At 62.1% G+C, this 24,180-nt stretch carries 21 protein-coding genes and 1 pseudogene; 16 read left to right on the forward strand and 6 right to left on the reverse strand.

Annotated elements, in window-relative coordinates:
- Positions 1–24 precede the first annotated feature (24 nt).
- From hflK to ASD52_RS00955, 5 genes are all read left to right on the forward strand, one after another.
- A complete protein-coding gene (hflK, locus tag ASD52_RS00935) occupies positions 25–1,122 on the forward strand; it encodes an FtsH protease activity modulator HflK (protein ID WP_025427672.1) in 1,098 nt (365 codons plus the stop codon).
- On the forward strand, positions 1,119–2,042 hold the full coding sequence (locus ASD52_RS00940) for a protease modulator HflC (protein ID WP_025427671.1): 924 nt from the start codon (positions 1,119–1,121) through the stop codon (positions 2,040–2,042). The genes hflK and ASD52_RS00940 overlap by 4 nt, the downstream gene beginning before the upstream one ends.
- A 7-nt stretch (positions 2,043–2,049) precedes the next feature.
- Positions 2,050–2,235: a DUF2065 domain-containing protein gene (locus ASD52_RS00945; RefSeq protein ID WP_025427670.1), complete on the forward strand. Its 186-nt coding sequence runs from the start codon at positions 2,050–2,052 to the stop codon at positions 2,233–2,235.
- A gap of 5 nt (positions 2,236–2,240) precedes the next feature.
- Positions 2,241–2,627, forward strand: coding sequence for an ACT domain-containing protein (locus ASD52_RS00950; protein WP_025427669.1), 387 nt, complete (start codon positions 2,241–2,243; stop codon positions 2,625–2,627).
- Positions 2,628–3,024: 397 nt separating this feature from the next.
- Positions 3,025–4,533, forward strand: coding sequence for a DegQ family serine endoprotease (locus tag ASD52_RS00955; protein WP_057217699.1), 1,509 nt, complete (start codon positions 3,025–3,027; stop codon positions 4,531–4,533).
- Between the two features lie 330 nt (positions 4,534–4,863).
- On the opposite strand, the gene ASD52_RS40525 is transcribed toward ASD52_RS00955, so the two are convergent.
- Positions 4,864–4,992, reverse strand: coding sequence for a hypothetical protein (locus tag ASD52_RS40525; RefSeq protein WP_255569857.1), 129 nt, complete (start codon positions 4,990–4,992; stop codon positions 4,864–4,866).
- Positions 4,993–5,086: 94 nt separating this feature from the next.
- Between ASD52_RS40525 and ASD52_RS00960 the strand changes: the two genes are divergently transcribed.
- On the forward strand, positions 5,087–5,989 hold the full coding sequence (locus ASD52_RS00960) for a LysR substrate-binding domain-containing protein (RefSeq protein ID WP_025427667.1): 903 nt from the start codon (positions 5,087–5,089) through the stop codon (positions 5,987–5,989).
- 272 nt (positions 5,990–6,261) lie between these two features.
- Here ASD52_RS00960 and ASD52_RS00965 read toward each other — a convergent pair whose 3' ends face one another.
- The gene (locus ASD52_RS00965; RefSeq protein ID WP_025427666.1) at positions 6,262–6,837 is read right to left on the reverse strand and encodes a GNAT family N-acetyltransferase; all 576 of its coding nucleotides are present in this window, start codon (positions 6,835–6,837) and stop codon (positions 6,262–6,264) included.
- Positions 6,834–7,721 (reverse strand): phosphoserine phosphatase SerB, encoded by an 888-nt coding sequence (gene serB / locus ASD52_RS00970; protein WP_025427665.1) that lies wholly within the window; start codon positions 7,719–7,721, stop codon positions 6,834–6,836. Before serB ends, ASD52_RS00965 begins: the two co-directional genes overlap by 4 nt.
- On the opposite strand from serB, the gene miaA reads away from it, so the two are divergent.
- Complete coding sequence (gene miaA, locus ASD52_RS00975; RefSeq protein WP_025427664.1) at positions 7,720–8,631, forward strand: tRNA (adenosine(37)-N6)-dimethylallyltransferase MiaA; 912 nt, start codon at positions 7,720–7,722, stop codon at positions 8,629–8,631. The two genes, serB and miaA, sit on opposite strands and share 2 nt — an antisense overlap.
- Before the next feature lie 166 nt (positions 8,632–8,797).
- On the opposite strand, the pseudogene ASD52_RS00980 reads toward miaA, so the two are convergent.
- Positions 8,798–9,940 (reverse strand): annotated as a pseudogene (locus ASD52_RS00980) (sulfatase-like hydrolase/transferase); the annotation flags it as partial.
- Positions 9,941–10,126: 186 nt separating this feature from the next.
- On the opposite strand from ASD52_RS00980, the gene ASD52_RS00985 reads away from it, so the two are divergent.
- Positions 10,127–10,468 carry a potassium channel family protein gene (locus tag ASD52_RS00985; RefSeq protein WP_025427662.1) on the forward strand — a complete coding sequence of 114 codons (342 nt, stop codon included), beginning with the start codon at positions 10,127–10,129 and terminating at the stop codon, positions 10,466–10,468.
- Between the two features lie 61 nt (positions 10,469–10,529).
- Positions 10,530–11,630 (forward strand): calcium/proton exchanger, encoded by a 1,101-nt coding sequence (cax, locus tag ASD52_RS00990; RefSeq protein ID WP_057211147.1) that lies wholly within the window; start codon positions 10,530–10,532, stop codon positions 11,628–11,630.
- Between the two features lie 29 nt (positions 11,631–11,659).
- Here cax and ASD52_RS00995 read toward each other — a convergent pair whose 3' ends face one another.
- Together ASD52_RS00995 and ASD52_RS01000 are read right to left on the reverse strand one after the other, a co-directional pair.
- Positions 11,660–12,061: a VOC family protein gene (locus tag ASD52_RS00995; RefSeq protein ID WP_025427660.1), complete on the reverse strand. Its 402-nt coding sequence runs from the start codon at positions 12,059–12,061 to the stop codon at positions 11,660–11,662.
- A gap of 269 nt (positions 12,062–12,330) precedes the next feature.
- Positions 12,331–14,355, reverse strand: a complete 2,025-nt coding sequence (locus tag ASD52_RS01000) for an ATP-binding protein (RefSeq protein ID WP_162254147.1) — start codon at positions 14,353–14,355, stop codon at positions 12,331–12,333.
- Between the two features lie 216 nt (positions 14,356–14,571).
- On the opposite strand from ASD52_RS01000, the gene ASD52_RS01005 reads away from it, so the two are divergent.
- The 7 genes from ASD52_RS01005 (at position 14,572) to ASD52_RS01035 (ending at position 23,981) form a co-directional block, all read left to right on the forward strand.
- The gene (locus tag ASD52_RS01005; RefSeq protein WP_057222703.1) at positions 14,572–17,013 is read left to right on the forward strand and encodes an arylsulfatase; all 2,442 of its coding nucleotides are present in this window, start codon (positions 14,572–14,574) and stop codon (positions 17,011–17,013) included.
- A 43-nt stretch (positions 17,014–17,056) separates the two neighbouring features.
- Complete coding sequence (locus ASD52_RS01010) at positions 17,057–17,419, forward strand: hypothetical protein (RefSeq protein WP_244494216.1); 363 nt, start codon at positions 17,057–17,059, stop codon at positions 17,417–17,419.
- A gap of 420 nt (positions 17,420–17,839) precedes the next feature.
- Complete coding sequence (locus ASD52_RS01015; protein WP_025427656.1) at positions 17,840–18,373, forward strand: SRPBCC family protein; 534 nt, start codon at positions 17,840–17,842, stop codon at positions 18,371–18,373.
- 254 nt (positions 18,374–18,627) lie between these two features.
- Entirely contained in the window at positions 18,628–19,845 is a 1,218-nt protein-coding gene (locus tag ASD52_RS01020) for an MFS transporter (protein ID WP_025427655.1), read from the forward strand.
- A gap of 795 nt (positions 19,846–20,640) precedes the next feature.
- Complete coding sequence (locus ASD52_RS01025) at positions 20,641–22,419, forward strand: acetolactate synthase 3 large subunit (RefSeq protein ID WP_025427654.1); 1,779 nt, start codon at positions 20,641–20,643, stop codon at positions 22,417–22,419.
- 22 nt (positions 22,420–22,441) lie between these two features.
- Positions 22,442–23,014, forward strand: a complete 573-nt coding sequence (ilvN, locus tag ASD52_RS01030) for an acetolactate synthase small subunit (protein WP_025427653.1) — start codon at positions 22,442–22,444, stop codon at positions 23,012–23,014.
- Between the two features lie 472 nt (positions 23,015–23,486).
- Entirely contained in the window at positions 23,487–23,981 is a 495-nt protein-coding gene (locus tag ASD52_RS01035) for a nucleoside deaminase (RefSeq protein ID WP_025427652.1), read from the forward strand.
- The last annotated feature ends 199 nt before the right edge of the window (positions 23,982–24,180 follow it).

A 24,180-nucleotide genomic window follows, 5' to 3' on the forward strand; every position in this document is an offset into this window, starting at 1 on the left:
GCAGTATTCAAAAGAGAGGTTTTGATGCCCTGGAGCAATCAGAATGGCGGCGGCGGCCCTTGGGGCGGCGGCGGCGGCGGAGGCAATCAGGGGCCATGGGGCCAGGGGCCGAACCGGCCGCGTGGCGGCGGCAAGGGCGGACCGCCGGATCTCGAAGAGATCATTCGCCGTGGCCAGGATCAGCTGAAGAACGTCGTTCCCGGCGGTTTCAACGGCGGCATCTTCGCCATCGTCGGCCTGCTGATCGTCGGCTTCATCCTGATCAACTCGATCTACACCGTCCAGCCGGATGAACGCGGCGTCGAAATGCGCTTCGGCAAGCCGAAGGACGAGATCTCGATGCCGGGCCTGCACTATCACTTCTGGCCGCTCGAAACCGTCGAGTTCGTCAAGATCACCGAGCAGCAGCAGAACATCGGCGGCCGCAACAGCGGTCAGTCCAATGCCGGCCTGATGCTCACCGGCGACCAGAACATCGTCAACGTTCAGTTCTCGGTGCTGTTCTCGGTCACGGATCCGAAGGCCTACCTCTTCAACGTCGAAAATCCGGCTGACACGCTGCAGCAGGTCGCCGAAAGCGCGATGCGCGAAGTGGTCGGCCGTCGTCCGGCCCAGGACATTTTCCGCGATAACCGTCAGGCGATCGCCGCCGACGTGAAGAGCACGATCCAGGCAACGATGGACAGCTACGGCGCCGGCGTTTCCGTCAACACCGTGGCGATCGAGGATGCGGCCCCGCCGCGCGAAGTCGCCGATGCGTTCGACGAAGTGCAGCGTGCCGAGCAGGACGAAGACCGCTTCGTCGAAGAAGCCAACCAGTACGCCAACCAGATCCTCGGCAAGGCCCGCGGTCAGGGCGCGCAGATCCGCGAAGAGGCAGCCGCCTACAAGGGCCGCGTCGTCAAGGAAGCGCAAGGTGAGGCCCAGCGCTTCATCTCTGTTTATGACGAATATTCAAAGGCGCCTGATGTAACCCGCAAGCGTCTCTATCTCGAAACGATGCAAGGCGTTCTCGGCAAGTCGAAGAAGGTCATCATCGACGAGAAGAACGGGCAGGGCGTCGTGCCCTATCTGCCGCTGAATGAAATCGGTCGGCCGGCACAGTCGGGAGGCGCACAGTGATCAACAATCGTACTTCAATCATCCTGATCCTGCTCGCCGTCGTCCTGGTCGGTCTCTATTCGTCGATCTTCGTGGTCAACGAACGCCAGCAGGCGATCGTCGTTCGCTTCGGTCAGATCCAGGACGTCAAGACCCAGCCGGGCCTCTACTTCAAGCTGCCCTTCGCCTTCATGGATGCCGATCGCGTGCAGTATGTCGAAGACCAGGCCCTGCGCTTCGATCTCGACAACATCCGCGTCCAGGTTTCGGGCGGCAAGTTCTATGAAGTCGACGCCTTCGTCATCTACAAGATCGCCGATCCCCGTCGCTTCCGCGAAACCGTTTCGGGCGACCGCGATTCTGCCGAGGCACGTCTGCGCACCCGTCTCGACGCATCGCTGCGTCGCGTCTACGGTCTGCGTGGCTTCGAGGCAGCGCTGTCCGACGAGCGTGCATCGATGATGCGCGAAGTTCGCGCCGACCTCAAAACCGATGCCGAATCGCTCGGCCTCAACATCGAGGACGTTCGCATCCGTCGCACAGACCTTACGCAGGAAGTCTCGCAGCAGACCTTCGACCGCATGAAGGCCGAGCGTCTGGCGGAAGCCGAACTGATCCGTGCCCGCGGTAACGAAGCCGGCCAGCGTCGCCGCGCCATCGCCGACCGTCAGGTCGTCGAGATCGTCGCCGACGCCCAGCGCGAATCGGAAATCCTGCGCGGTGAAGGCGAAGCCGAACGGACGAAGACCTTTGCCGACGCATTTGCGCGCGATCCGAAGTTCTTCGAATTCTACCGTTCGATGACCGCCTATACGGAGTCCATCGGTAGCTCGGACACGACGCTCGTGCTGTCGCCGCATTCGGAGTTCTTCCGTTATTTCAATGACTCGGAAGGCAAAGCACCGGCTGCGACAGAGACGCAACCGGCGACCGGGAACTAAGCGGACAATGTCCGACTTTCTGACCGGGATTGCTTTTTTCCTGATCATCGAGGGGCTGGTGTACGCACTGGCCCCTTTGGTTTTAGTGGAATTGGCGAAGCGTTTGCCGTATGTCCCGGAGCATCAGCTTCGACTGGCCGGGGTATTTTCCGTTGCCGCCGGTGTCGGACTTGTCTGGTTGCTTCGAGGATAATGCGAATGCCACATAAACTGCTGATCCGGCTGGTCGATGCCGAATATGCGATCACCCGTCTCAATGTCGGTTCCCAGATGCCGGAATGGCTGCCGGGGCCGGGTTTCTGGACCGTGTCCAGCTCGCGAGAGGAAATGACCCTCGTCTGTCGCGCCGCGCGCGTCCCTTCCAGCACCCAGAGTTCGCTCGGCTGGCGCTGCTTCCGTATCGAACAGCATTTCAGCGTCGACGTGCCCGGCGTGCTTTCTTCCGTGCTCAGGCCGCTGTCGGCCGCGGGCATCGGCGTCTTTGCCAATTCGACCTTCAGCACCGACTATATCTTCGTGCCGGGCTCCGATCTCGACAAAGCGGTGCAGGCGCTGAAAGAGCACGGGCACGAGATCACCATCTGATCTACTGCATAATTCCTTAAATCGGATTCGATTTAAGGAGAAATTATGCAGTGAGCCTGAAGTGCTACAGCGTCCTTAGCGCGTCATATTTGACGCGCGGCGCTGTAGGCTCCGTATCCGCACTTTCGAGCGGATCAGAAAATCGTGTCTGGACGCTTCTGAATTCCGCCGTATCTTCACTGGAAGATCGGGTGCAACGTGATCCCCGGATCGCGTCTCTGTCACCGGCTGCATAAGTCTTCCGATCGGGATCGATCGTGGGATAAATTATGCGGCAAATCAAAGTCGCTGCAGCGACCCTTGCTCTTTGTCGGGCGCATGGGGCTGCAGAGCATCGCATGACGCGGCTACCTTCAAGGGCGCCGCACCGCCGAGACAATGTGAGGAGCTCCGCGAATTGTCCACTCGATCGAAATCCTTCGGCGCTCTGGCGCTGGCCGCCACGCTGCTTCTGTCCAATGCGGCCATGGCGCAGACGGCCGCCGTTCGCCCGCCGAGCAATGGCCCCGCATCCGTCGCCGACCTTGCGGCCGGCCTGCTTGATGCGGTCGTGAACATTTCGACGTCCCAGCGCGTCAAGAACGACGACGATGCGCCGACGCCGCAGGTGCCGGAGGGCTCGCCCTATCAGGACTTCTTCGACGAGTTCTTCAAGGGGCAGGGCGACAAGGGCGGCAACCGCCAGCGCACCGTCAATTCGCTCGGCTCCGGCTTCGTCATCGATCCCGCCGGCGTCATCGTCACCAACAATCACGTGATCGAGGGTGCCGACGATATCGAAGTGATCTTCGCCAATGGCAGCAAGCTGAAGGCCAAGCTCGTCGGCAAGGATACCAAGACCGACCTCGCGGTGCTCAAGGTCGAGCCGAAGACGCCGCTGAAGGCAGTACCCTTCGGCGATTCCCGCAAGATGCGGATCGGCGATTGGGTCATGGCGATCGGCAACCCGTTCGGCTTTGGCGGCTCTGTCTCCGTCGGCATCATCTCGGCGCGCGGCCGGAACATCAATGCCGGCCCCTACGACAATTTCATCCAAACGGACGCCGCCATCAACCGCGGCAACTCGGGCGGCCCGCTGTTCAACATGCAGGGCGAGGTGATCGGCATCAACACGGCGATCATTTCGCCGACGGGCGGCTCGATCGGTATCGGCTTCTCGGTTCCGACCGAGCTTGCCGCCAATGTCGTGCTGCAGCTGAAGGATTTCGGCGAGACGCGGCGCGGCTGGCTTGGCGTGCGCATCCAGCCGGTGACGGACGATATCGCTGAAAGCCTGAAGATGGCCTCGCCGCGCGGCGCTCTGGTCTCGGGCATTATCGAGGGCGGGCCGATCGCCAAGGGCGAGATCAAGGCCGGCGACGTCATCATCAAGTTCGATGGCAAGGACGTCTCCGAGATGCGCGACCTGCCGCGGGCGGTCGCCGAAAGTGCCGTCGGCAAGGCCGTCGACGTGGTGATCATCCGCGACGGCAAGGAGCAGACGGTCAAGGTCACGCTCGGACGGCTCGAGGATGGCGAGGGCATCGCCAATGCCGCGGTAACCACCAATGAAGAAGGCGGCGAGGACAAGAAGACGGATCAGCCGCCGGCAGCCGAGCTGCCCGCCACCGACACGGTGCTCGGCATGAAGCTGACCACGCTCAATGCCGAAAGCCGCAAGAAGTTCGGCATTGCCGACGATGTCGAAGGCGTGGTGATCGCCGAGGTCCAGGCAGGCTCTGCCGCCGCCGAGCGGCGGGTGGAGCCGGGTGACGTTATCGTCGAGGTCGGCCAGGAAGCGATGGATACGCCTGACGACGTCTCCGAGCGCGTTGAAGAGCTGAAGTCCGACGGCCGGCGCAATGCGCTGCTGATGCTTTCCAACAAGACCGGCGAATTGCGCTTCGTCACCGTGCGCATGGAATAGGACGGCGTGGCGCGATGGCCTTTTCCTGAATCCTTTCAGGATGATCGCGCCGTTCTCTCCCGGCTTGATTCCGATCCCTGAGATTTCGATTCAAGGCGGTGTCTTCCTTGAACCGGCAGCGGTCGAAGCTCAGTATTATGCGGTGGCGCTTCGGGCGATCTACAGCGTCGCGCGTCTTATTGGACGCGCAAAGGTCGCTGTCGCACTTTGAATTGCTGCATGTTTGGTAGGTCCTGTCTTACGTCCGGCACTGTGGTGACGGGCGGTGGCCGCTGTCTTGGAGGTACCGCCTGCAGCGCCGTTGGGGAAAGCGGTGCGGCGGCCCCCCCCTCAGTCTTTGGCGCAGGGCACGCCGTGGCTGGCGGTCCGTTCCGGTCGGGTGCGGTGTATGTCGTGCCGCAGGGGCTGAAAGGTCATCAGGCGCAGCGCGTCGATCAGGGTCTCGAGGATGGCGTACATGGCCGGATCCTCCTTTCTGGTTCCTCATTTCAACGCACTTGTCGCAAAGGCTCAAACGAGTTTACAGTTGTCTTCGGATGACTTGAGGTTATGCATGAAGCGCGGCCGTCTGCCCCTGACAGCGTTGCGGAGTTTCGAGGCTGCGGGCCGGCTCGAAAGCTTCACGCTGGCTGCCGGCGAGCTTTTCGTTTCCCAAGCCGCAATCAGCCGACAGATCCGCGAGCTGGAAAACCTCATCGGCCGGCCGCTGTTTGAGCGGCGCCACCGCAGCGTCAGCCTGACGGTCGAGGGCCGGTCGCTGCTTTCGGTGCTGACCTCCGCCTTCGACATGGTGGGAGACAGCCTGGAGGCGCTCTCCGGGCACAAGCCTGGCCATACGCTGAGGGTCAGTGCCGAACCGTCCCTTACCGGCTGCTGGCTGGTTCCGCATCTGGCGGAGTTCCAGAGCGAGCATCCCGAGATCGACCTGTTGATCGACGCCGACCCGCGGCTTGTGGAGTTTCGCAGCGGGGACGCTGATATCGCCATGCGTCACAGCTTGAAGCTCTCCTCCTGGCCGCGCGTCGAGGCGCGACGGCTTGCGCAGGTGGAGATGATCCCGGTGATCGCGCCGGAGCTTGCCCGGTCCGGCAGGCCCTTGTTGATGCCTGTCGATCTCATGCAGCATGCGCTCCTGCACGAGGACAATCGCGAAGCATGGCAGCAATGGTTCACTGCTGCCGGGGCGGGACCGGTTCGCATCGAGCGGGGCGCGATCTTTACCGATGGCGCCATGGTGCTGCAGGCGGCGTTGCGCGGCAACGGCGTCGGGTTGGTCGATCGCGACCATGTGCGCGACGAGCTTGCGGCCGGGCGCCTGCTGCAGCCGTTCGATGTCTCGGTGCCCTATGGCGCCTTCTTTCTCGTGGCGCGGCGGTTCGACGCTTTGTCAGAGGCGGCGCAGGCGTTCGTCACTTGGGTCGAACGGAGTTATCCGGGGGCAGGGCGCGGGGGGTGACGTCTCGGATGGCGTTGCGAGATGTTCCGGGTGGGTCGCCCCTCATCCGCCTGCTGGCACCTTCTCGCCGCCTGCGGGGAGCAGGCTCGGATGTGACCGGACTGACAACGCGCAAACGTTGGGGATTGGCGAAGAGGGTTCGGCTTGCGCATCTCTCCCCGCTGGCGGGGAGAGATGTCCGGCAGGACAGTGAGGGGCAAGCGCAGCGTCATGAACTGCAAGCGGCTGACGGATGAACCCGCAAGCCGCCGTTTACCGGCGCCGCGGCGCTTTCACGCCACGTCCTTCGCCCGCTGTGCCTGCCATTCCGCCCGGGTGATTGCGTAGAGCACGTGGCGAACGAGCTGCGGTTTGTCGGCGGGGATGCGCGGGTGGTTGAAGTCGCGTGCGGGGTCGCGGTGCATTCCAAGGCGCGCCATCACCGCCGTCGAGCGGGTGTTGTCGGGGACGGCGAAGGAGACGATTTCGCGAAGGCCTTTTTCGTCGAAGCCGTAGCGCAGGAGGTCGGACGCTGCCTCGGTGATATAGCCCTTGCCCCAGAAGGGGGCGGCGAGCCGCCAGCCGATCTCGACGGTGCCTTTCGGCAGGTGGGGCTCGAGGTCGGTATAGGCGAGGCCGCAGAAGCCGATCGGCCGGTCGTCTTTTTTCAGCGCGACAGCGAAGAAGCCGAGCCCCGTTTCGGCGATGCCCTGGCCGACGCGGTCGAACAGCGCGTCGGTTTCCTCCCGGTTGCGGCGATGGGGGAAGAACGCCATCACCTCGGCATCATTGTTGATCTCGAAGAAGAGATCGCGGTCGGCCTCCTTCCAGGCGCGGATGCGCAGGCGTTCGGTCTCGGAAACGATCATCTGACGAAATCGGTCTTTCGATAGCCCTGCAGATAGAGAAGGGCCGTGAGGTCGCCATGGTCGATGCGGACCTTCGCCTGTTCGGCGACCACGGGCTTGGCGTGCAGCGCAACGCCGGTGCCGGCGAGCTGCAGCATGCCGAGATCGTTGGCGCCGTCGCCGACGGCAAGCGCCTCGTCGGTCGAAATGCCGAGGCGGCCGGCAATGTCGATGAGCGCATCGACCTTGGCCTGTTTGCCGAGGATCGGTTCGGCGACCTCGCCGGTCAGCGTGCCGTCCTTCTCGATCAGCGTATTGGCGCGGTTTTCCTGGAAGCCGAGCATGTCGGCGACCGGGCCGGTAAACACGGTGAAGCCGCCGGAGATGAGGGCGGTGTAGTAGCCCTTCGCCTTCATCGTGGCGATCAGCTCAGGGCCGCCCGGCGTCAGCGTGATGCGCCTGGCGATGACATCGCCTACGACGCTCGAAGGCAGGCCCTTCAGCAGCGCGACGCGCTCGATCAGCGCCGGCTCGAAGGCGATCTCGCCGTTCATGGCGCGGGCGGTGATGGCGGCAACCTTGTCCTTGAGGCCGACTTCGGCGGCAAGTTCGTCGATGCATTCCTGGCCGATCATGGTGGAGTCCATGTCGGCGATCAGAAGCTTCTTGCGCCTGGTGTCGGCGTCCTGGACGGCGACATCGACAGGCGTTCCGTTCAGCGCGCCGCGCAGCGCCGCCTCGGCGGCAAAGGGGTCCGTGCCGTCGGTGAGCGCCAGGTCGCAGGCGACGCCGTCGGCGAGCCAGTAGAGACCGGATGCCCTAACGGCGTCAGCGGCGGCTTCCGCGAGCGCTGGCGTCAGAACAGGATTTGACGGATTGGCGATAAGCGTGGCAACGAGAGCCATGGACAACAACCTTGAAACCGATACGGACGCGATCCTGATAACCGGGCCGACCGCCAGCGGCAAGTCCGCGCTTGCGGTCGAATTGGCGCGCCGGCATGACGGCGTGGTCATCAACGCCGACAGCATGCAGGTCTATGACACTTTGCGGGTGCTGACCGCGCGCCCTGACGAGGCCGATATGGGTGGCGTCGAACACCGTCTCTACGGCCATATGCCTGCCGGTCAGGCCTATTCGACCGGGGCGTGGCTGCGCGAGGCGCAAGCGCTCGTCGCCACGCTGCGCAAGACCGGCCGGTTGCCGGTCTTCGTCGGCGGCACCGGGCTCTACTTCAAGGCGTTGACCGGCGGGCTTGCCGACATGCCCGAAATTCCGGCCGCCATTCGCGAGCGGCTGCGCGAGCGGCTGATGCAAGAGGGGCCGGATGGGCTGCATGCCGAGCTTGCCGCGCGCGACCCGCAGACGGCAGAGACGCTGAAGCCCGGCGACGGCCAGCGTATCGTGCGCGCGCTCGAAGTGGTGGAGGCGACCGGCCAGTCGATCCGCCTCTACCAGCAGAAGAGCGGCCCTGAGATCATCGATCCGCAACGGGCGCGAAAGCTTGTCGTGCTGCCGGATCGCAAGGTGCTGCACGATCGCATCAACCGCCGCTTCGGTATGATGCTCTCCGGTGGGGCGATCGACGAGGTGCGTGCGCTCTTGGCGCTGAACCTCGATCCGGCCATGCCCGTGATGAAGGCGATCGGCGTCAGCCAGATTGCCGCGCTCCTGCGCGGCGAGATCGATGAGGCCGAGGTGATCGAGACCGGCGCCGCCGCAACCCGGCAATATGCCAAGCGGCAGATGACCTGGTTTCGCAACCAGCTCGACGACAGCTGGCAGCGCATCGAGAATGCTGCCGAGGCTATTTGAGTTCCGGCGGGCGATCGCACCACCGGATAACGATGTGTAAAATTCAGACTTGCAGGACAAAGCCGCCATTCTCGGCGGCTTTGTCGTTTGGTGCGGAAGTGTCGTCGTCAAGACGCGCCGCGGTCGACGGCGCGGCTATGCGGGCGACCACCTTCGGGATAGGTGATCAGTTGCCTGTTGGCATCGGGATACTAAAACCGTCCTTTGACAACTCATCGCGTAGCCACTGGAATTGTTGGTATTTCGAGATCTCGATCGGACCGGAGTAGCTCGCGCTCTGCAGCTTGCGCGGCGGATACTTTACATAGGTTTCCATCAGCTGTTTGATCGCGTCGCCGATGGTGACCATCGTCCAGGTGCGCTCCGTGTAGTTGTTCATGAAGATGTCGTAGCGCTCCTGCGGGTCCTGCCAAAGATCGAAGACCTGCGGGACCGTTGCGACATATTTGGATGCGCCCTTCCAGCCAAGGTTCGAATCGACCGCCAGTCCTCCCGTCGACTGACCGTCGTCGCCGCGCAAATTGAACACCGCCTTGTAATTGCCGACGCGGGCAGCGCCGGGCGAAAGTTCGTTCTCGGTGAAGTAGAACCAGGACGTGCGTTCCGACTTGCCCGTACCGAGCAGGATCGGCGACATGTCATAGCTGTCGAAGATGGTCGGCTGGCCCTCGCGGTCCTTATCCGGCAGGGCGACGCCGGCGACGGAGGCGAAAGTCGCCATCAGATCAAGCCCGCCGACGATATCGTGGTTCTTGCTGTTTGGCTTGACCTTGCCCGGCCAGACAGCGATGGCGGGAACGCGATTGCCGCCTTCGCGAACGGTACCTTTGGTGCCGCGGAATGGCGTGTAACCGGCGTCGGGGTACACGTCCTGCCAGGCGCCGTTATCGGTGGTGTAGAACACGAGGGTATTTCTGTCCAAGCCGGTTTCATGGAGTTTGTCCATGATGCGGCCAATGCGGGTGTCCAGTTCCACGATGCTGTCGGCATACTTCGATTTCGACATCGACTTATGCTCGAACTCCGGTGCAGGCAGGTTCGGCTGGTGCACCTTCATGAAGTTGACGCTGATAAAGAATGGCTTGTCGGATTTGGATGCGTCGTCGAGGAAGCCAACGGCGGCCTTCTCGACGTAGCTGTCGAAGAACGGAATACCGACAACACCCGGTGCACCGTTGATCGTCGGCGTATCGACGTACTGGCCGTTGATCTTGAACTCTTCCACGGCTTTTTCACCCGCTTTGCCTGACAGAGCGCCTTTGGTCACTTTCTGGAACATCGCCCGCAGCTTCGGATCCATGTCGGGGAACCGCAAAATCCGCTCGATGGCAGCCGACCTACCTCGTTACCGTTACAGAGTTGACATTTCTCCACATTAGATCACCCTAAATTGTAATCTGGACTGCAGGGGTAATCTGGTCGTCGGCATTATCTGGAAATGTCTTTCAGGCGGCCATCATGGGGATGGCGGCTTTCGTTTCTCGGGCAGGGTCCGATGGGTACTAAGCGCACAAGACGGATCTTCTTCATCGAGTTCTATCGCCAGCTTGGCGTTGTCTGGCCAATCCTGTCCGGCATGCTTGGCATCATGCTCGGGTGCGGCCTGTTGATCGGGCGAATAGAGGAATGGCGGATGATGGACACGCTGTATTTCACCTTCGTGACCGGTCTTACCATCGGCTACGGCGATCTGGTGCCGAGCCACTTGTCTTCGCGCGTGCTGGCCTTGCTTATCGGTCTTACGGGGATTGTGCTCACCGGCCTCGTGGCAGCCGTCAGTGTCCAGGCGCTGAGGACTACGGCCGATGATAGCAACGGGCGAGATTCGCCAGACTGAGCCTTGTTTGCTGTCGCCGGCCGCATTCCGGTCGAGAAGCCTCGATGCATTTGGGGGGCTCATGAGCCAGCTTTGGCACGAAATTCGGCACACTCCGCTCCTCTGGCTCCTGGTCCTGGGGCCGTTGGTGCTGGTGGCGCATAGTGCCGCACCCGATGCGCACACGCTGCTTTTCCTGCTTTCGGTCTTGGCGATCATTCCGTTGGCAACTTTGTTGAGCCATGCCACCGAAGCCGTCGCCGCCAGGACGGGCGACACGGTCGGCAGCCTTCTCAACGCAACACTCGGCAATCTGACCGAGCTTATCATTGCGCTGGCCGCCTTGCGGCTTGGTCAGTACACGCTGGTGAAGGCCTCATTGGCCGGCGCCATCGTCTGCAACACGCTTTTCATGCTGGGCGCTTCATTCCTGCTCGGCGGCCTGAAATACCACGTTCAGGACTACAATCGCGTCGGCGCCCGCCTGCAGACGAGCATGCTTTTCCTGGCAACGATCGCCCTTATCGTTCCGTCGGCAATGGCCGAGGCCGATAGTCTCGCAGCGGCACCGGACTTCATGCAGGAGTTGAGCTTCGGTCTGGCGATCGTTCTGATCATCGCATACGGGTTGGGCTTGTTCTTCTCCCTGAAAAGCCATCGCGAATTCTTCGGCAGCGTCGAGCATGCTGCCACCTCGGACGATGCTCCCTGGCCGTTGAGTGTTGCGCTTGCGACGTTGGCCGCCGTGACGGTCATGGTCGCCCTAGTCAGCGAAGTCTTCGTGGAATCGGTGCAGCAGGCGGCCGAGACGTTCGGAATGACGCCGGCATTCGTCGGGTTTATCGTCGTGGCACTGGTGGGGGCGGCGGCCGAAATGGCGTCGGCATTTTCCGGCGCTCGCAAAAACCGGCTGGACCTGAGCGTCGGCATTGCGCTCGGTAGTGCTGCCCAGATTGCCCTTTTCGTTGCTCCCGTTCTCGTGCTTTTGAGCTACGTTATCGGGCCGACGCCGATGGACCTGCAGTTCTGGCCGGGTGCGGTCACCATGGTGCTGCTCTCCACCATGACGGCCTTCATCGTCACGACCAGCGGCCGGGCCGCGTGGTTCGTAGGCGTGCTGATGCTCATGGTCTATGTGATCTTCGCCATGACGCTGTATCTGCTGCCGCCCAAGCTCTTGTGAGCTCGCACGCAGGCAAAGGACCCAGCTGTTCAGGGCAGGTTGATCTGCCAGGAAACGCCGAAGCGATCGTTGACCCAGGTGAAACGCCGGCTGAAGCCGTAATCCTCCGGTGGCATCAGTATCTTGCCGTCCTCAGCAAGAGCGGTGGAAAGACGAGTGAGTTCTTCCTCGCTGTCGCAATCGATGAAAAAGGAGAAGGACGGGGTGAAATCGAAGGCGTGGCTGACCGGGCTGTCGATGCATTTCACCGTCTGGCCGCCAAGGCGGAAGGCTGCCACCTTGACGCTGCCTTCGGCACCCTGTTCGCCAGGGCCATAGCGCTCGATCGACAGGATCTCGGCATCGGGAAACAGCGAGACGTAGAGCGCCATCGCGGTCTCGGCCCTGTTGCTGCCTTGGAACATCAGGAAAGGGGTGACGGCTGCTACCATGTCTGCCTCCTGCGTCGAATGTTTTGGCCGCACGCCGCGGCGCTGTTTTGATGTCGGCTTGGCCCCGTACTGGAGAACGGCCAGGTCGGCCCTGCGGTTCCCGCTCCTTTGACGCGCCCGTGCCTTTGCTGGCGCGAACGCGGGCGCACTTTTGCCGCACGCGGCGGGGGCGCACAAGTCTGTCCGATCTGCTGATGTCCGGTGGGGAGGGTGAAAACGCCTTGAGGGGCCGGCGCGAGCCGAAGCCTGCCGAGGCGCACCTGCGCGTCTCAGGGTTTGCGGATGATGCTGCCGAGCGGCCGCTTGAGCAGGCTGTCGCGCAGCGAGCCTTCGCGTCGCGGTTCGGTGGCGGGGCGGACAGGATAGGCTTCAGTCGGTGGCGGCGGGCGATAGCCGGCCGCCGGCTCCGGTGTCTCGGTCAGAAGCTGCTGGCGGATCTGGTTGAAACGCTCGAGCTGCGGATTGCCGGGCTCGGGCGCGCGGGGCAGCATGTCGGGGCGATAGGGCTCGATCTCCGCTACGTCATCGTCGTCGAAGCCGGCAGGCGCCGGTTCGTCGCGGGTCTCGGGGCCCAGTTCTGCGGCCCAGAGCCGCTCGTCCTGCTCGTCGGTGGTGGCGGCCGCCAGATAGCTCTGCTGGAAATTCGAGATGTTCGGGCCGGTGATCGCCCGCATGCGGTTGACGATCGAGCGGATGTCGACGGTCGGCGGCGCGTCCTCGTCGACCCGGTCGATAATCCCGTGGGCGCGGGGCAGCCGCTCCTCGTTGACGCGGGTAAAGCGCATTCGCATGGGCACGGCGACCGCCTCGCCGAAGGCGATGGCTTCGCCGTTGCCAATCGATGAGATGAAACTGGTGGTCGAGATCGACGAGTTGGGAATGGCCGAGCGGATGATCTCCTGGTCGCGGTCGTTGGCGAGCCGCATGGCAAAGACCGTCGAGCACTGCGACAGGATCGTCGGGTCGAGTTCGCCCGGACGCTGGGTGATGATGCCGAGCGAGACCCCGTATTTTCGGCCTTCCTTGGCGATGCGGGCGATCGCCTGGCGCGTCGGCAGGAAGCCGAGCGACGGGTCGGCGGGCACATAGCGGTGTGCCTCTTCGCACACGACCAGCATGTGGATGCCGCCACTGCTCCAAAGGCCGATTTCGAACGCCATGCGGCAAAGCACCGAGGCGACGGAATTGACGACTTCCGACGGGATGCCTGCGAGTTGGAAGGTGGCGATCGGCCGGCCCTCGCCGGGAATGCGGAAGACCTTGGCGATCGTGTCCTGGATCGTGTCGGAGATCGTGTTCGACGAGAACATGAAGTGGTAGCGCGGGTCGTTGATCGCCGAGACGATCCTGACCTTGAGCGAACGCAGATGCGGCTTGTCGTTTCGCCCTTCGAGCCGGCCAATGCGCTCGTCGATCAGCGCCAAGAGGTCGGCGATGCGATAGGGCACGGGGGTATCGGCGGTAATCGAGCTCTTTTCCGTCTGGCGGCGCACGAGGCCGGACTCGGCGCTGCCCTTGAAGGCTTTCTTGGCGTCGGGAATGACGTCGCGCAGGATGTCGAGTTCTTCGGGGATGGCGGGACGGCCACGGAAAATGACCTCGGCGAACTCCTCCAGCCGGAAGAACCAGAACGGCAGGTCAAGCGTATCGGGGTCGATGACGACAGCAAGTTCCGGGAAGGCGGCGGCAAATTCGTTGTGCGGGTCGAGGATCAGCACGCGCAGTTTCGGATCGGCGGCAATCGCCTTGTTGAGCAGCAGCGTCACGGCGGTCGACTTGCCGACACCCGTGGTGCCGACGATGGCGAAATGCTTGGCCAGCATCGACGGCACATGGATCGTCGCGTCGAGGCTTTCGTCCTGGGTCAGCTTGCCGATGATGCAGCAATCGTCCTGGCCGGAATCGTAGATGCGGGCGAGATCGGCGGTGCGAATGCGATGGGCGACCGCACCAAGGTAGGGATACACGCTGATGCCGGCGGAAAACTCCTCACGGCCTCCGGGGCCGACATGGACTTCTCCCATCAGCTCGACCTCGATGCGGAAGGTGTTGTCGGTGTCTTCGCCCCATTCGCTGCTGGCCGTCTGCATGGAATAGACGAGGGCAACCACACGGTTTCTTCCGACCGTGATCGAGATCAGCCGGCCGACCGACCAGAGTTCCGTCAGCGAGGTTTCGCCCTTTTCCGCGACGGCAGCAATGGTTGCGCGCGAACCGCTGCACGCGACGACGCGGCCGAGGAAGCGATTGCCGGGCTTCAAGCCGTCGCGGCGATCCTGCTCTCCGGCACGCATCGAGGAATGAAGATCATTGTTCAGCAACGCACAACCCCGGCACAACGGTCCTTCATGTTAGCGCGGGGGATTTAACAAGTGGTTTCGGCATTGGCTGCGCCGATCAGGCGCGAACGCTGCCAGCGACGCATGGCTGGTGCATTGCTCGCATCAATTTATGCGCGTACTCTAATATAATGAATTCAAAGTGTGCCTGAGCCACGGGAGATTTTCCTCATGAAAATTTGTCACAGCATGCTTGCGGGCGCAGGTTTTCTCGCCATGAGTTGCATCCCCGGGTTGGCGCAGGAGGTCAAAGGTCTCCCGGGTTCTCCGGACGCCACGATCACGATTGACGGCAAGCAGCTTCCCCAAGCCGATCCGCGCTTCGGCGGCGTGATCAATCAAAAGGCCTCGGAGTCGCAGCCCTGGTGGGCCCCGCGCATCGCGCCGCCGCAGGGCGCTCCCAACGTGCTGCTTATCATGACGGACGATGTGGGCTTCGGTGCGCCCGGCACCTTTGGTGGCGTCGTCCCGACGCCTGCTCTCGATCGCATCGCCAACGAGGGCCTGCGTTTCACGAACTTCCACTCCACATCGCTGTGCTCGCCTTCACGAGCGGCATTGATTACCGGCCGCAACCATCACGTCGCCGGCTTCGGTGTCGTTGGTGAGATGGCAACGGGATATCCTGGCTATAACTCGATCATCCGCAAGGAGAACGGCACCATCGGCACCATTCTCAGGGACCATGGCTATGCCACCTCGTGGTTCGGCAAGAACCACAACACGCCCTTCTATCAGTCAAGCCAGGCGGGCCCGTTCGACCAATGGCCGAGCGGAATGGGCTTCGAATATTTCTACGGCTTCGTCGGGGGCGACGCGAGCCAGTGGCAACCGAACCTGTTCCGCAACACCACGGCCATCTACCCGTTCGAGGGCAAGCCCGATTGGAACCTGACCACGGCAATGGCCGACGATGCCATACAGTACATGACGCAGTTGAAGGAGATCGCGCCAGACAAGCCGTTCCTCGTCTACTACGTGCCCGGCGGCACCCACGCGCCGCACCATCCCACGCCGGAATGGATTAAGAAGATCGGCGATATGCATCTCTTCGACGAGGGCTGGAACAAGCTTCGCGAGACCATCTTTGCCAACCAGAAACGGCTGGGCATCATGCCCGAAAATGCCAAGCTGACGCCTTGGCCGAAGGAACTGCCGGAATGGGATACCCTCAATCTTGAGCAGAAGAAGCTCTTCATCAAGCAAGCGGACGTTTATGGAGCCTATCTCGCCTATACCGACAATGAGATCGGCAGGGTCATCCAGGCGGTCGACGATCTGGGCGAACGCGACAACACGCTGATCATCTACATCAGCGGCGACAACGGTGCGAGCGCCGAAGGCATGGTCAACGGCACGCCGAACGAGTTCACGACGTTCAACGGCGTTCCGGTCCCGGTGAAAGACCAGTATCTCTGGTACGAATTCTGGGGGTCGGACCGCACGTTCCCGCATTTCTCCGCTGGTTGGGCGTGGGCGATGGGCACGCCGTTCAAATGGATGAAGCAGGTGCCGTCGCACTTCGGCGGAACGGCTCAGGGCATGGCGATGTCGTGGCCGGGCCACATTGTTGACGCGGGAGGTATCCGCCGGCAGTTCCACCATTTCATCGACATCGTGCCGACGATCCTTGAGGCGACCGGTATCACAGCGCCGGACACGATCAACGGCATCCAGCAGCGCCCCTTCGATGGCGTGAGCATGATGTATACCTGCGACAAAGCCAACGCCGAGGCGCCATCCACGCGCAAGACCCAATATTTCGAGATGCTCGGCAATCGCGCCATCTATCACGACGGCTGGGTGGCGGCGACGACGCCAGCGACCCTGCCGTGGGAGCTGAGCGCCAAGACGCCTCCCGATGTGATCTCCGGATACAAATGGGAGCTCTACAACGTCAAGGACGACCCCACCCAGTTCGACGACCTTGCCGCCAAGATGCCAGACAAGCTTAAGGAAATGCAGGCGCTGTTTTATTCGGAGGCAGCAAAACACGACGTCTTGCCGCTGGATAACTCCACGCTCGCCCGCTGGAACGCGCCTCGTCCGAGCCTGACGGCGGGACGGGCGGAATTCACCTATTCGGGCGAACTAAGCGGTGTGCCAGCCAGTGCTGCGCCGAAAATACTGGACAAGTCCTACAGCATCACGGCCGAAGTCGAGATACCCGAAGGCGGAGCGGAAGGCATGATCGTCACCGAGGGTGGGAGGTTCGGCGGTTACGGGCTGTTCCTGAGCAAGGGAGAACTGGGATTCGGGAGCGGTAAGGTCGTCTTCCTCTATAACCTGCTCGACCTCAAACGAACCACATGGGAAGGGCCCACACTGGATGCCGGCAAGCACACCATTGTCTTTGACTTCAAGTCGGACGGCCCAGCGCTGGGTCAAGGTGGCACGGGTATCTTGACCGTGGATGGCAAGGAAGTGGTAAGGAATTCGCTGGATCACACCACGCCGATCACGTTTCCGGAAGACGAATCTTTCGATGTTGGCCTGGATACGCGCTCCGGCGTCGCGATGATCGAGTATCGCTACGATCCACCTTTCAGGTTCACCGGCAAAATCGACAAGTTGACTTTCAAGTTGAGCGAGCAGCCAACAGCGAAGCCTTAGGCTGTTCAGGCAGCCTTGAAGCGCATGGTTGAATGAAAGGTATATGCTGGTGAGTTCGATGAAAACGGTCCTGATGTTCGCCGCCGTCAGCGAGGCGGCCACGGGGATGGCGTTACTCATCGCCCCGTCGTTTGTGGCGGAACTGTTGTTCGGCGAGCCCCTGGCCGGCGCGGGAGCGTCGGCTGCTCGCGTGGCCGGGATCGCCCTGATCGCATTGGGGCTCGCCTGCTGGCGGCATTCGCCTCTGGTCGGCATGTTGACCTACAATGTGGCCGTGACGCTTTATCTTGCCTATCTCGCTGTCGCCGGTGAGCTGACCGGCGTCCTGCTGTGGCCGGTCGTCGCGCTTCATGCCGTCTTTTCCATCCTTTTGTCGCGCGCTTGGCTCGTCGCTCCGGAGCGTTGAACGAAGATCCCAGTTCAGGACGCGGAATCTCGGGGACGACAACCTTGATTGAAGGCCACGGCGGCTGACCTGTTCGCAATAACGGGGAAGTTCGGGAAACCATACGTCCTGTCGCAAACGTAATTCAACCAAACGGTTGACTATTTGCCAGTGCGCGCGTACATTCAACCAAATGGTTGAATTATAGGTGCCTGAGATGATGTTCGTCTTTCACCCCGACCACCTGCCGAATGCCCAGAACGCTTCTGGACCGACCGTCTCGACAGGCTCGAGAGGGCGTTGAGCCAGCGCGTGTCTCCATCAACGGAAAACCACGGCCCGACCGGCCGTGGCCAGACCAAAGCCGACCCGATCGAACCTCGCCCGGCCTTTCCGGGCCCGACAAACCCAAGCCCGACAAACCCAAAAAGGAGACGACAGATGAACGACCTTTCGACCCTGGACACCTATGGCGTGCTGAGTGAACCGGACACGTTGAAGATGACGCGGCTACTACCCGGGCCGATCGAGCGAGTCTGGGCCTATCTGACCGAAAGCGACCTGCGCCAGCAGTGGTTGGCGTCAGGCCAGATGGAGATGAAGGTAGGCGCGCCGGTCGAACTCGTCTGGCGCAACGACGAACTCACCAACCCGCCCGGCGAGCGCCCGGCCGGTTTTCCCGAAGAGCATCGGATGCAGAGCCAGATCACCGACCTCGACCCGCCGAGAAAGCTCTCGATAAGCTGGGCCGGTAGTGGTGACGTTTCCTTCGAGCTGGAGACGGTGGGCAACAGGGTGCTGTTGACCGTGACCCACCGCAGCATTGCCGACCGCGCCACCATGCTGATGTTCGGTGCCGGCTGGCACATGCATCTCGACATTCTGGCTGCTCGTGCCAACGGCACGGAGCCGCAACCTTTCTGGGACGGCTGGAACCGCCTGATGAAAGACTACGACCAACGGCTGCCTGCCTGAAGGGGAGCGCCGGTCACAACAGGCGTGTGGCGATGCAGGGCTTCTCGCTCCGAGAGCCCGATGCCGCACGCCGGCTGTGCTCCAGAAATCTGTTCGCGCAAAAAAAGTGCGACGACGAGTCGGATGTCCGAGCCCGGAAGCGTCCTTGTGCCGAGGGGACGGTGTGTGTGCCTTGCGTGGAGTTTCCGTCCGGGCCGGCGCAAGCCGGGCCGCTTGAAGAACAGCAGTCGAGATGAGGTACGAGGAGATACCACATGCACAATTCCCGATATCGCTGGGTGATCGTCGCGGCGGGCGGCCTGTTGGGCTGCATCGCCATCGGCGCCATGTTTTCGCTGCCGGTGTTTCTTCGGCCGATCTCGCAGGATACCGGCTGGTCCGTCACCGGCGTCTCCAGCGCGATGACCATCGGCTTTCTATCCATGGCGGCGGCAAGCATCGCCTGGGGCAGCCTCTCGGACCGGCTGGGCGCCCGGATGATCGTGCTGATCGGGTCGGTTATTCTTGCCGGGAGCCTGCTTTTGGCAAGCCGGGCGACATCGCTCATCGAGTTTCAGATCGTCTTCGGCCTTCTCGTCGGCGCGGCGACCGCGGCGATCTTTGCGCCGATGATGGCCTGCGTCACCGGCTGGTTCGATACCCATCGCAGCCTGGCGGTATCCCTGGTTTCTGCCGGCATGGGCATGGCGCCGATGACCATGTCGCCGCTGGCGGCATGGCTCGTCTCCATCTACGATTGGAGAACGGCGCTGCAGATCATCGCGGTCATCGTTGCCGCCGTGATGATACCGACGACGCTCTTGGTGCGCCGCCCGCCGGTTCAGGAAGACGAAAACACCGCTTCGGCAATGGATAGCGGGCCGCAATCGTCAATGTCGGTCAGCCAGGCCGTCCGGTCCCCGCAATTCATCGTGCTTCTGCTGACGAACTTTTTCTGCTGCGCCACCCATTCGGGCCCGATCTTCCATACGGTGAGCTACGCGGTCACCTGCGGCATCCCGATGATAGCTGCCGTTTCGATCTACAGCGTCGAAGGGCTCGCGGGCATGGGCGGCCGCGTCGCCTTCGGCCTGCTCGGGGACCGGTTCGGAGCCAAGCGCATTCTGGTTCTGGGACTGCTGATCCAGGCGTTCGGCGCGCTTGCCTATGTCTTCGTCAGCGAACTGGGGGCGTTCTATGCGGTGGCGGTGCTGTTCGGCTTCATCTATGCCGGTGTCATGCCGCTTTATGCGGTGCTGGCGCGCGAGAATTTTCCGCAGCGGATGATGGGCACGGTGATTGGCGGCACGGCCATGGCAGGTAGCCTTGGCATGGCGACCGGACCCTTGGCCGGTGGCCTGATCTATGACGCCTTCGCCAGCTACGCCTGGCTCTATATCGGTGCCTGGGGCATCGGTCTCGGCGCCTTCCTGATCGCCTTGACCTTCAGGCCATTCCCCAAAGGCGTGCCGGTGCCCGTACCGGCACAGTGATCATCGGGCGATAGCCCACGTGGACGGCCGCGAGGGCTTGGATCAGGTCCGCCTCGCTCGGTCAGCGCCCGGGTACCAGGCGAAGTTCGAGGACCGGCCCGTGTACGGAGGCGGGCAAGCGACGGGCTGGGCCGCGTCAATGACGCGACACGCAGCGGGTCGGCAAACCCAACGGTGACCGGGAACTGGAACGGTTGCTCGGCGATCTCGTGGCTAAGCTGGTCAACGCATGACGTCGGCGGAGCTTTCGGCCGCGATCAAGGGAGCTTTGGTCCGTGAACGGGCAGGGCCGGCTCTGTCGCAACCGCTCTATTGGTGGGAGTTCATGTCGAAGACGACCCAGCGGAAGAACAGGTAGATGGCGCCAGCGCTGATGACCAGCGGCGAGAGTACGGAAAGGTCAAGCATATCATTGCCTTGTTTTTTAGCACTGCATCATGCAGCCGGGCCATCTTTCCCCAGGCCACTTAAGTTTAAGTGGATCGATATGGTAAACGGAAGGGATTGGTGGCGATGGCGCGACGTTGCCTCATGGGCGCTTGCGGCGGCGGCGGCCCGGTTTCGTGCAATCCGATATCTCCCGGAAAAAGCGTTGACGCTTCCGGCTTTTGCGTTTAACAAATCGTCCCATGATAAATTTTGCGGTTATTCTTGTGGTGGGACGGCGCATGGGCAGGATGGTGTAACCATCCGGCAGTAGCCACCCATGCGCTAAACGAGGCTCCTGACGGGGCCTTTTTTTATGCCTTCAAACAAGCTAAGCACCCAACTGGGAAAAGGGATGGAAGCAAGTCAATGAGCGGTACAGAGAACCAGATGACAGGCGCGGAGATCGTTCTCCAGGCACTGAAGGACAATGGCGTCGAGCATATCTTCGGCTATCCCGGTGGCGCCGTGCTTCCGATCTACGACGAAATTCACCAGCAGGAAGATATCCAGCACATCCTCGTTCGCCACGAGCAGGGCGCCGGCCACATGGCCGAAGGCTATGCCCGCTCCACCGGCAAGGTCGGCGTCATGCTGGTTACCTCCGGTCCCGGAGCCACCAACGCCGTCACCCCGCTGCAGGACGCGCTGATGGATTCCATCCCGCTCGTCTGCATCTCCGGCCAGGTCCCGACCTCTCTGATCGGCTCGGACGCCTTCCAGGAGTGCGACACGATCGGCATCACCCGGCCGTGCACCAAGCACAACTGGCTGGTTCGCGACGTCAACGATCTCGCCCGCGTTATCCATGAGGCGTTCCGCATCGCCCAGTCCGGCCGTCCGGGTCCTGTCGTTGTCGACATCCCGAAGGACGTGCAGTTTGCGACCGGCACCTATACGCCGCCGTCGGCCGTTCCGGCCCAGACGAGCTACCAGCCGAAGACGCAGGGCGATCTGAAGAAGATCGAGGAAGCCGTCGAACTGATGAAGACGGCCCGCCGTCCGATCATCTATTCCGGTGGCGGTGTCGTCAATTCCGGCCCTCAAGCCTCGCAGCTGCTGCGCGAACTGGTCGAGCTCACCAATTTCCCGATCACCTCGACGCTGATGGGGCTGGGTGCCTATCCTGCTTCCGGCAAGAACTGGCTCGGCATGCTGGGCATGCACGGCACCTACGAAGCCAACATGGCGATGCATGACTGCGACGTCATGATCTGCGTCGGCGCGCGCTTCGACGACCGCATCACCGGCCGCCTCAACGCGTTCTCGCCCAACTCCAAGAAAATCCACATCGACATCGATCCGTCGTCGATCAACAAGAACGTTCGCGTCGACGTGCCGATCCTCGGCGATGTCGGCTCGGTTCTCGAAGACATGGTCCGGCTTTGGCGTGCGGCCACAAAGGCGGACGACAAGACACGGCTGGCCGACTGGTGGGAAGGCATCGTCAAGTGGCGGGCGCGCAACTCGCTGGCCTATGCCGCCAACGACGACGTCATCATGCCGCAATACGCGATCCAGCGGCTCTATGAGTTGAGCAAGGGTCGCGACACCTACATCACCACCGAAGTCGGCCAGCATCAGATGTGGGCCGCCCAGTTCTTCGGCTTCGAACAGCCGAACCGCTGGATGACCTCGGGTGGTCTCGGCACGATGGGTTACGGTTTCCCGGCTGCCATCGGCGTCCAGGTCGCGCATCCCGACAGCCTCGTCATCGACATTGCCGGCGATGCCTCGATCCAGATGTGCATCCAGGAAATGTCCTGCGCGGTCCAGTACGGCCTGCCGGTCAAGATCTTCATCCTCAACAACCAGTACATGGGCATGGTGCGCCAGTGGCAGCAGCTGCTTCACGGCAACCGTCTGTCGCATTCCTACACCGAGGCGATGCCTGACTTCGTCAAGCTGGCGGAAGCCTATGGCGGTGTCGGCATCCGCTGCGACAAGCCGGGCGAACTCGACGATGCGATCCGTCGCATGATCGACACGCCGGCGCCGGTCATCTTCGATTGCCGCGTTGCCAACCTCGCCAACTGCTTCCCGATGATCCCATCGGGCAAGGCGCACAACGAGATGCTGTTGCCGGACGAAGCCACGGACGAAGCGGTCGCCAACGCGATCGACGCCAAGGGCCGCCAGCTGGTTTGAGATAGGGACAGGAAACAATAAAATGAGCGCACACCTTCAACCGACCGGTTCCGCCTATTTCATCGCCAAGGAAACCGAAGTCGCCGAAACGCACACGCTTTCGGTTCTCGTCGACAACGAGCCGGGCGTTCTCGCCCGGGTCATCGGCCTGTTCTCCGGCCGAGGCTACAACATCGAGAGCCTGACCGTTTCGGAAACGGAACATCAGGCGCATCTCTCGCGCATCACCATCGTCACCCGCGGCACGCCGCACGTGCTCGACCAGATCAAGAACCAGCTCGAGCGGCTGGTTCCGGTCCACCGGGTCGTCGATCTCACCGTGCGTGCCGGCACGCTTGGCCATGACCGCCCGGTCGAGCGCGAGCTGGCGCTCGTCAAGGTGCATGGCTCGGGCGACCATCGCGTCGAGGCCCTGCGGTTGGCAGATGCCTTCCGTGCTTCCGTCATCGACGCCAATATCGATCACTTCGTGTTCGAGATCACCGGCAAGTCGTCGAAGATCGAACAGTTCATCGCCATCATGAAGCCGCTCGGTCTCATCGAAGTCTGCCGCACCGGCATCGCCGCGATGAACCGCGGCCCGCAGGGGATGTGATTGTAGGTTAGCGGGTAGGGGGGTGACCCTTGTCTGGCCTATCTGAGCCAGGCGGGGGGTGTTTGCCCCACACCTCAGCCCTCTCCCCGCAGGCGGGGAGAGGGGGTGCAACTTCGAGTTTGCGCAACTGGAGCGTTTCCGGTTTAGACAGAGTCGCAGAAACGCTCTATCTCCCTGTTTTGACACATTTCCTGACGGAAAACCGCTTCGCACTTTTCCTGGAAATGCTCTAGGTGGCGACTGCCACCCGTCCCCCCGATTCTTCCCTGACAAGCTCGCACCTCGATCGGCCTTGCTGCCAAAGTCAAAAAAGATCAAATTGATTCTTGTATCTGTTCATCGGGGGAATGGCAGATAGGCGGCGCTGGGGAGCTGACATCCTTTTACCTGGCAGAGAATGCAAATTACCCGTTCCGTTACCGGGGAAACATTAGTGGTGAATGAACCGCGATAATTCTCAGGAGCTCACAAAATGGCAAGCAGCAAGCGGCCCTATGATGAGACACTTTTGCGGAAGGCCTTCGATGTGGCGCGGCGTTCGCGCGAGGGCGGGGATCACCCGTTTGGTTCAATTCTCGCCGACCGTGACGGCAATGTCTTACTGGAACAGTGCAACGGCTACAGTTCGGAAGGTGGCGACCGCACGGCCCACGCGGAGCGGCTTTTAGCCACGCGCGCCGGCAAAGCCTATGATTTGGATTTTCTTGCCGGATGCACGATGTACACGTCCGCGGAGCCATGCGCCATGTGCTCAGGCGCGATCTATTGGGCAGGCATAGGGCGCGTCGTGTTTGGCCTGTCCGAGAGAGAGATGAAACAACAGATAGGCGCGAGCGAGGAAAATCCGACGCTTGATCTCCCCTGCCACATCGTGTTCGCCGCCGGTCAGCGCCCAACGGAAGTCGTCGGCCCCATGCTTGTGGACGAGGCGGCGAAACTCCACGAAGAATACTGGTCTCGTCGTTAAAGCGTTTCCGATTTAAACGGAGTCGCAGAAACGCCCTATCTCTTTGTTTTTACGCATTTCCTGACGGAATGCCGCTTCGCACTTTTCCTGGAAATGCTCTGGATCGCGACGATCCTATGAGTCCAATGGATTGGAGTCTGGTGGCAGTTTCTGCCTAATTGCGCAAGTTTGCCGCATCTATCCTTCTCCCCGCAGGCGG

It is taken from the genome of Ensifer sp. Root142 (assembly GCF_001426785.1).
Taxonomy (GTDB): domain Bacteria; phylum Pseudomonadota; class Alphaproteobacteria; order Rhizobiales; family Rhizobiaceae; genus Ensifer; species Ensifer canadensis.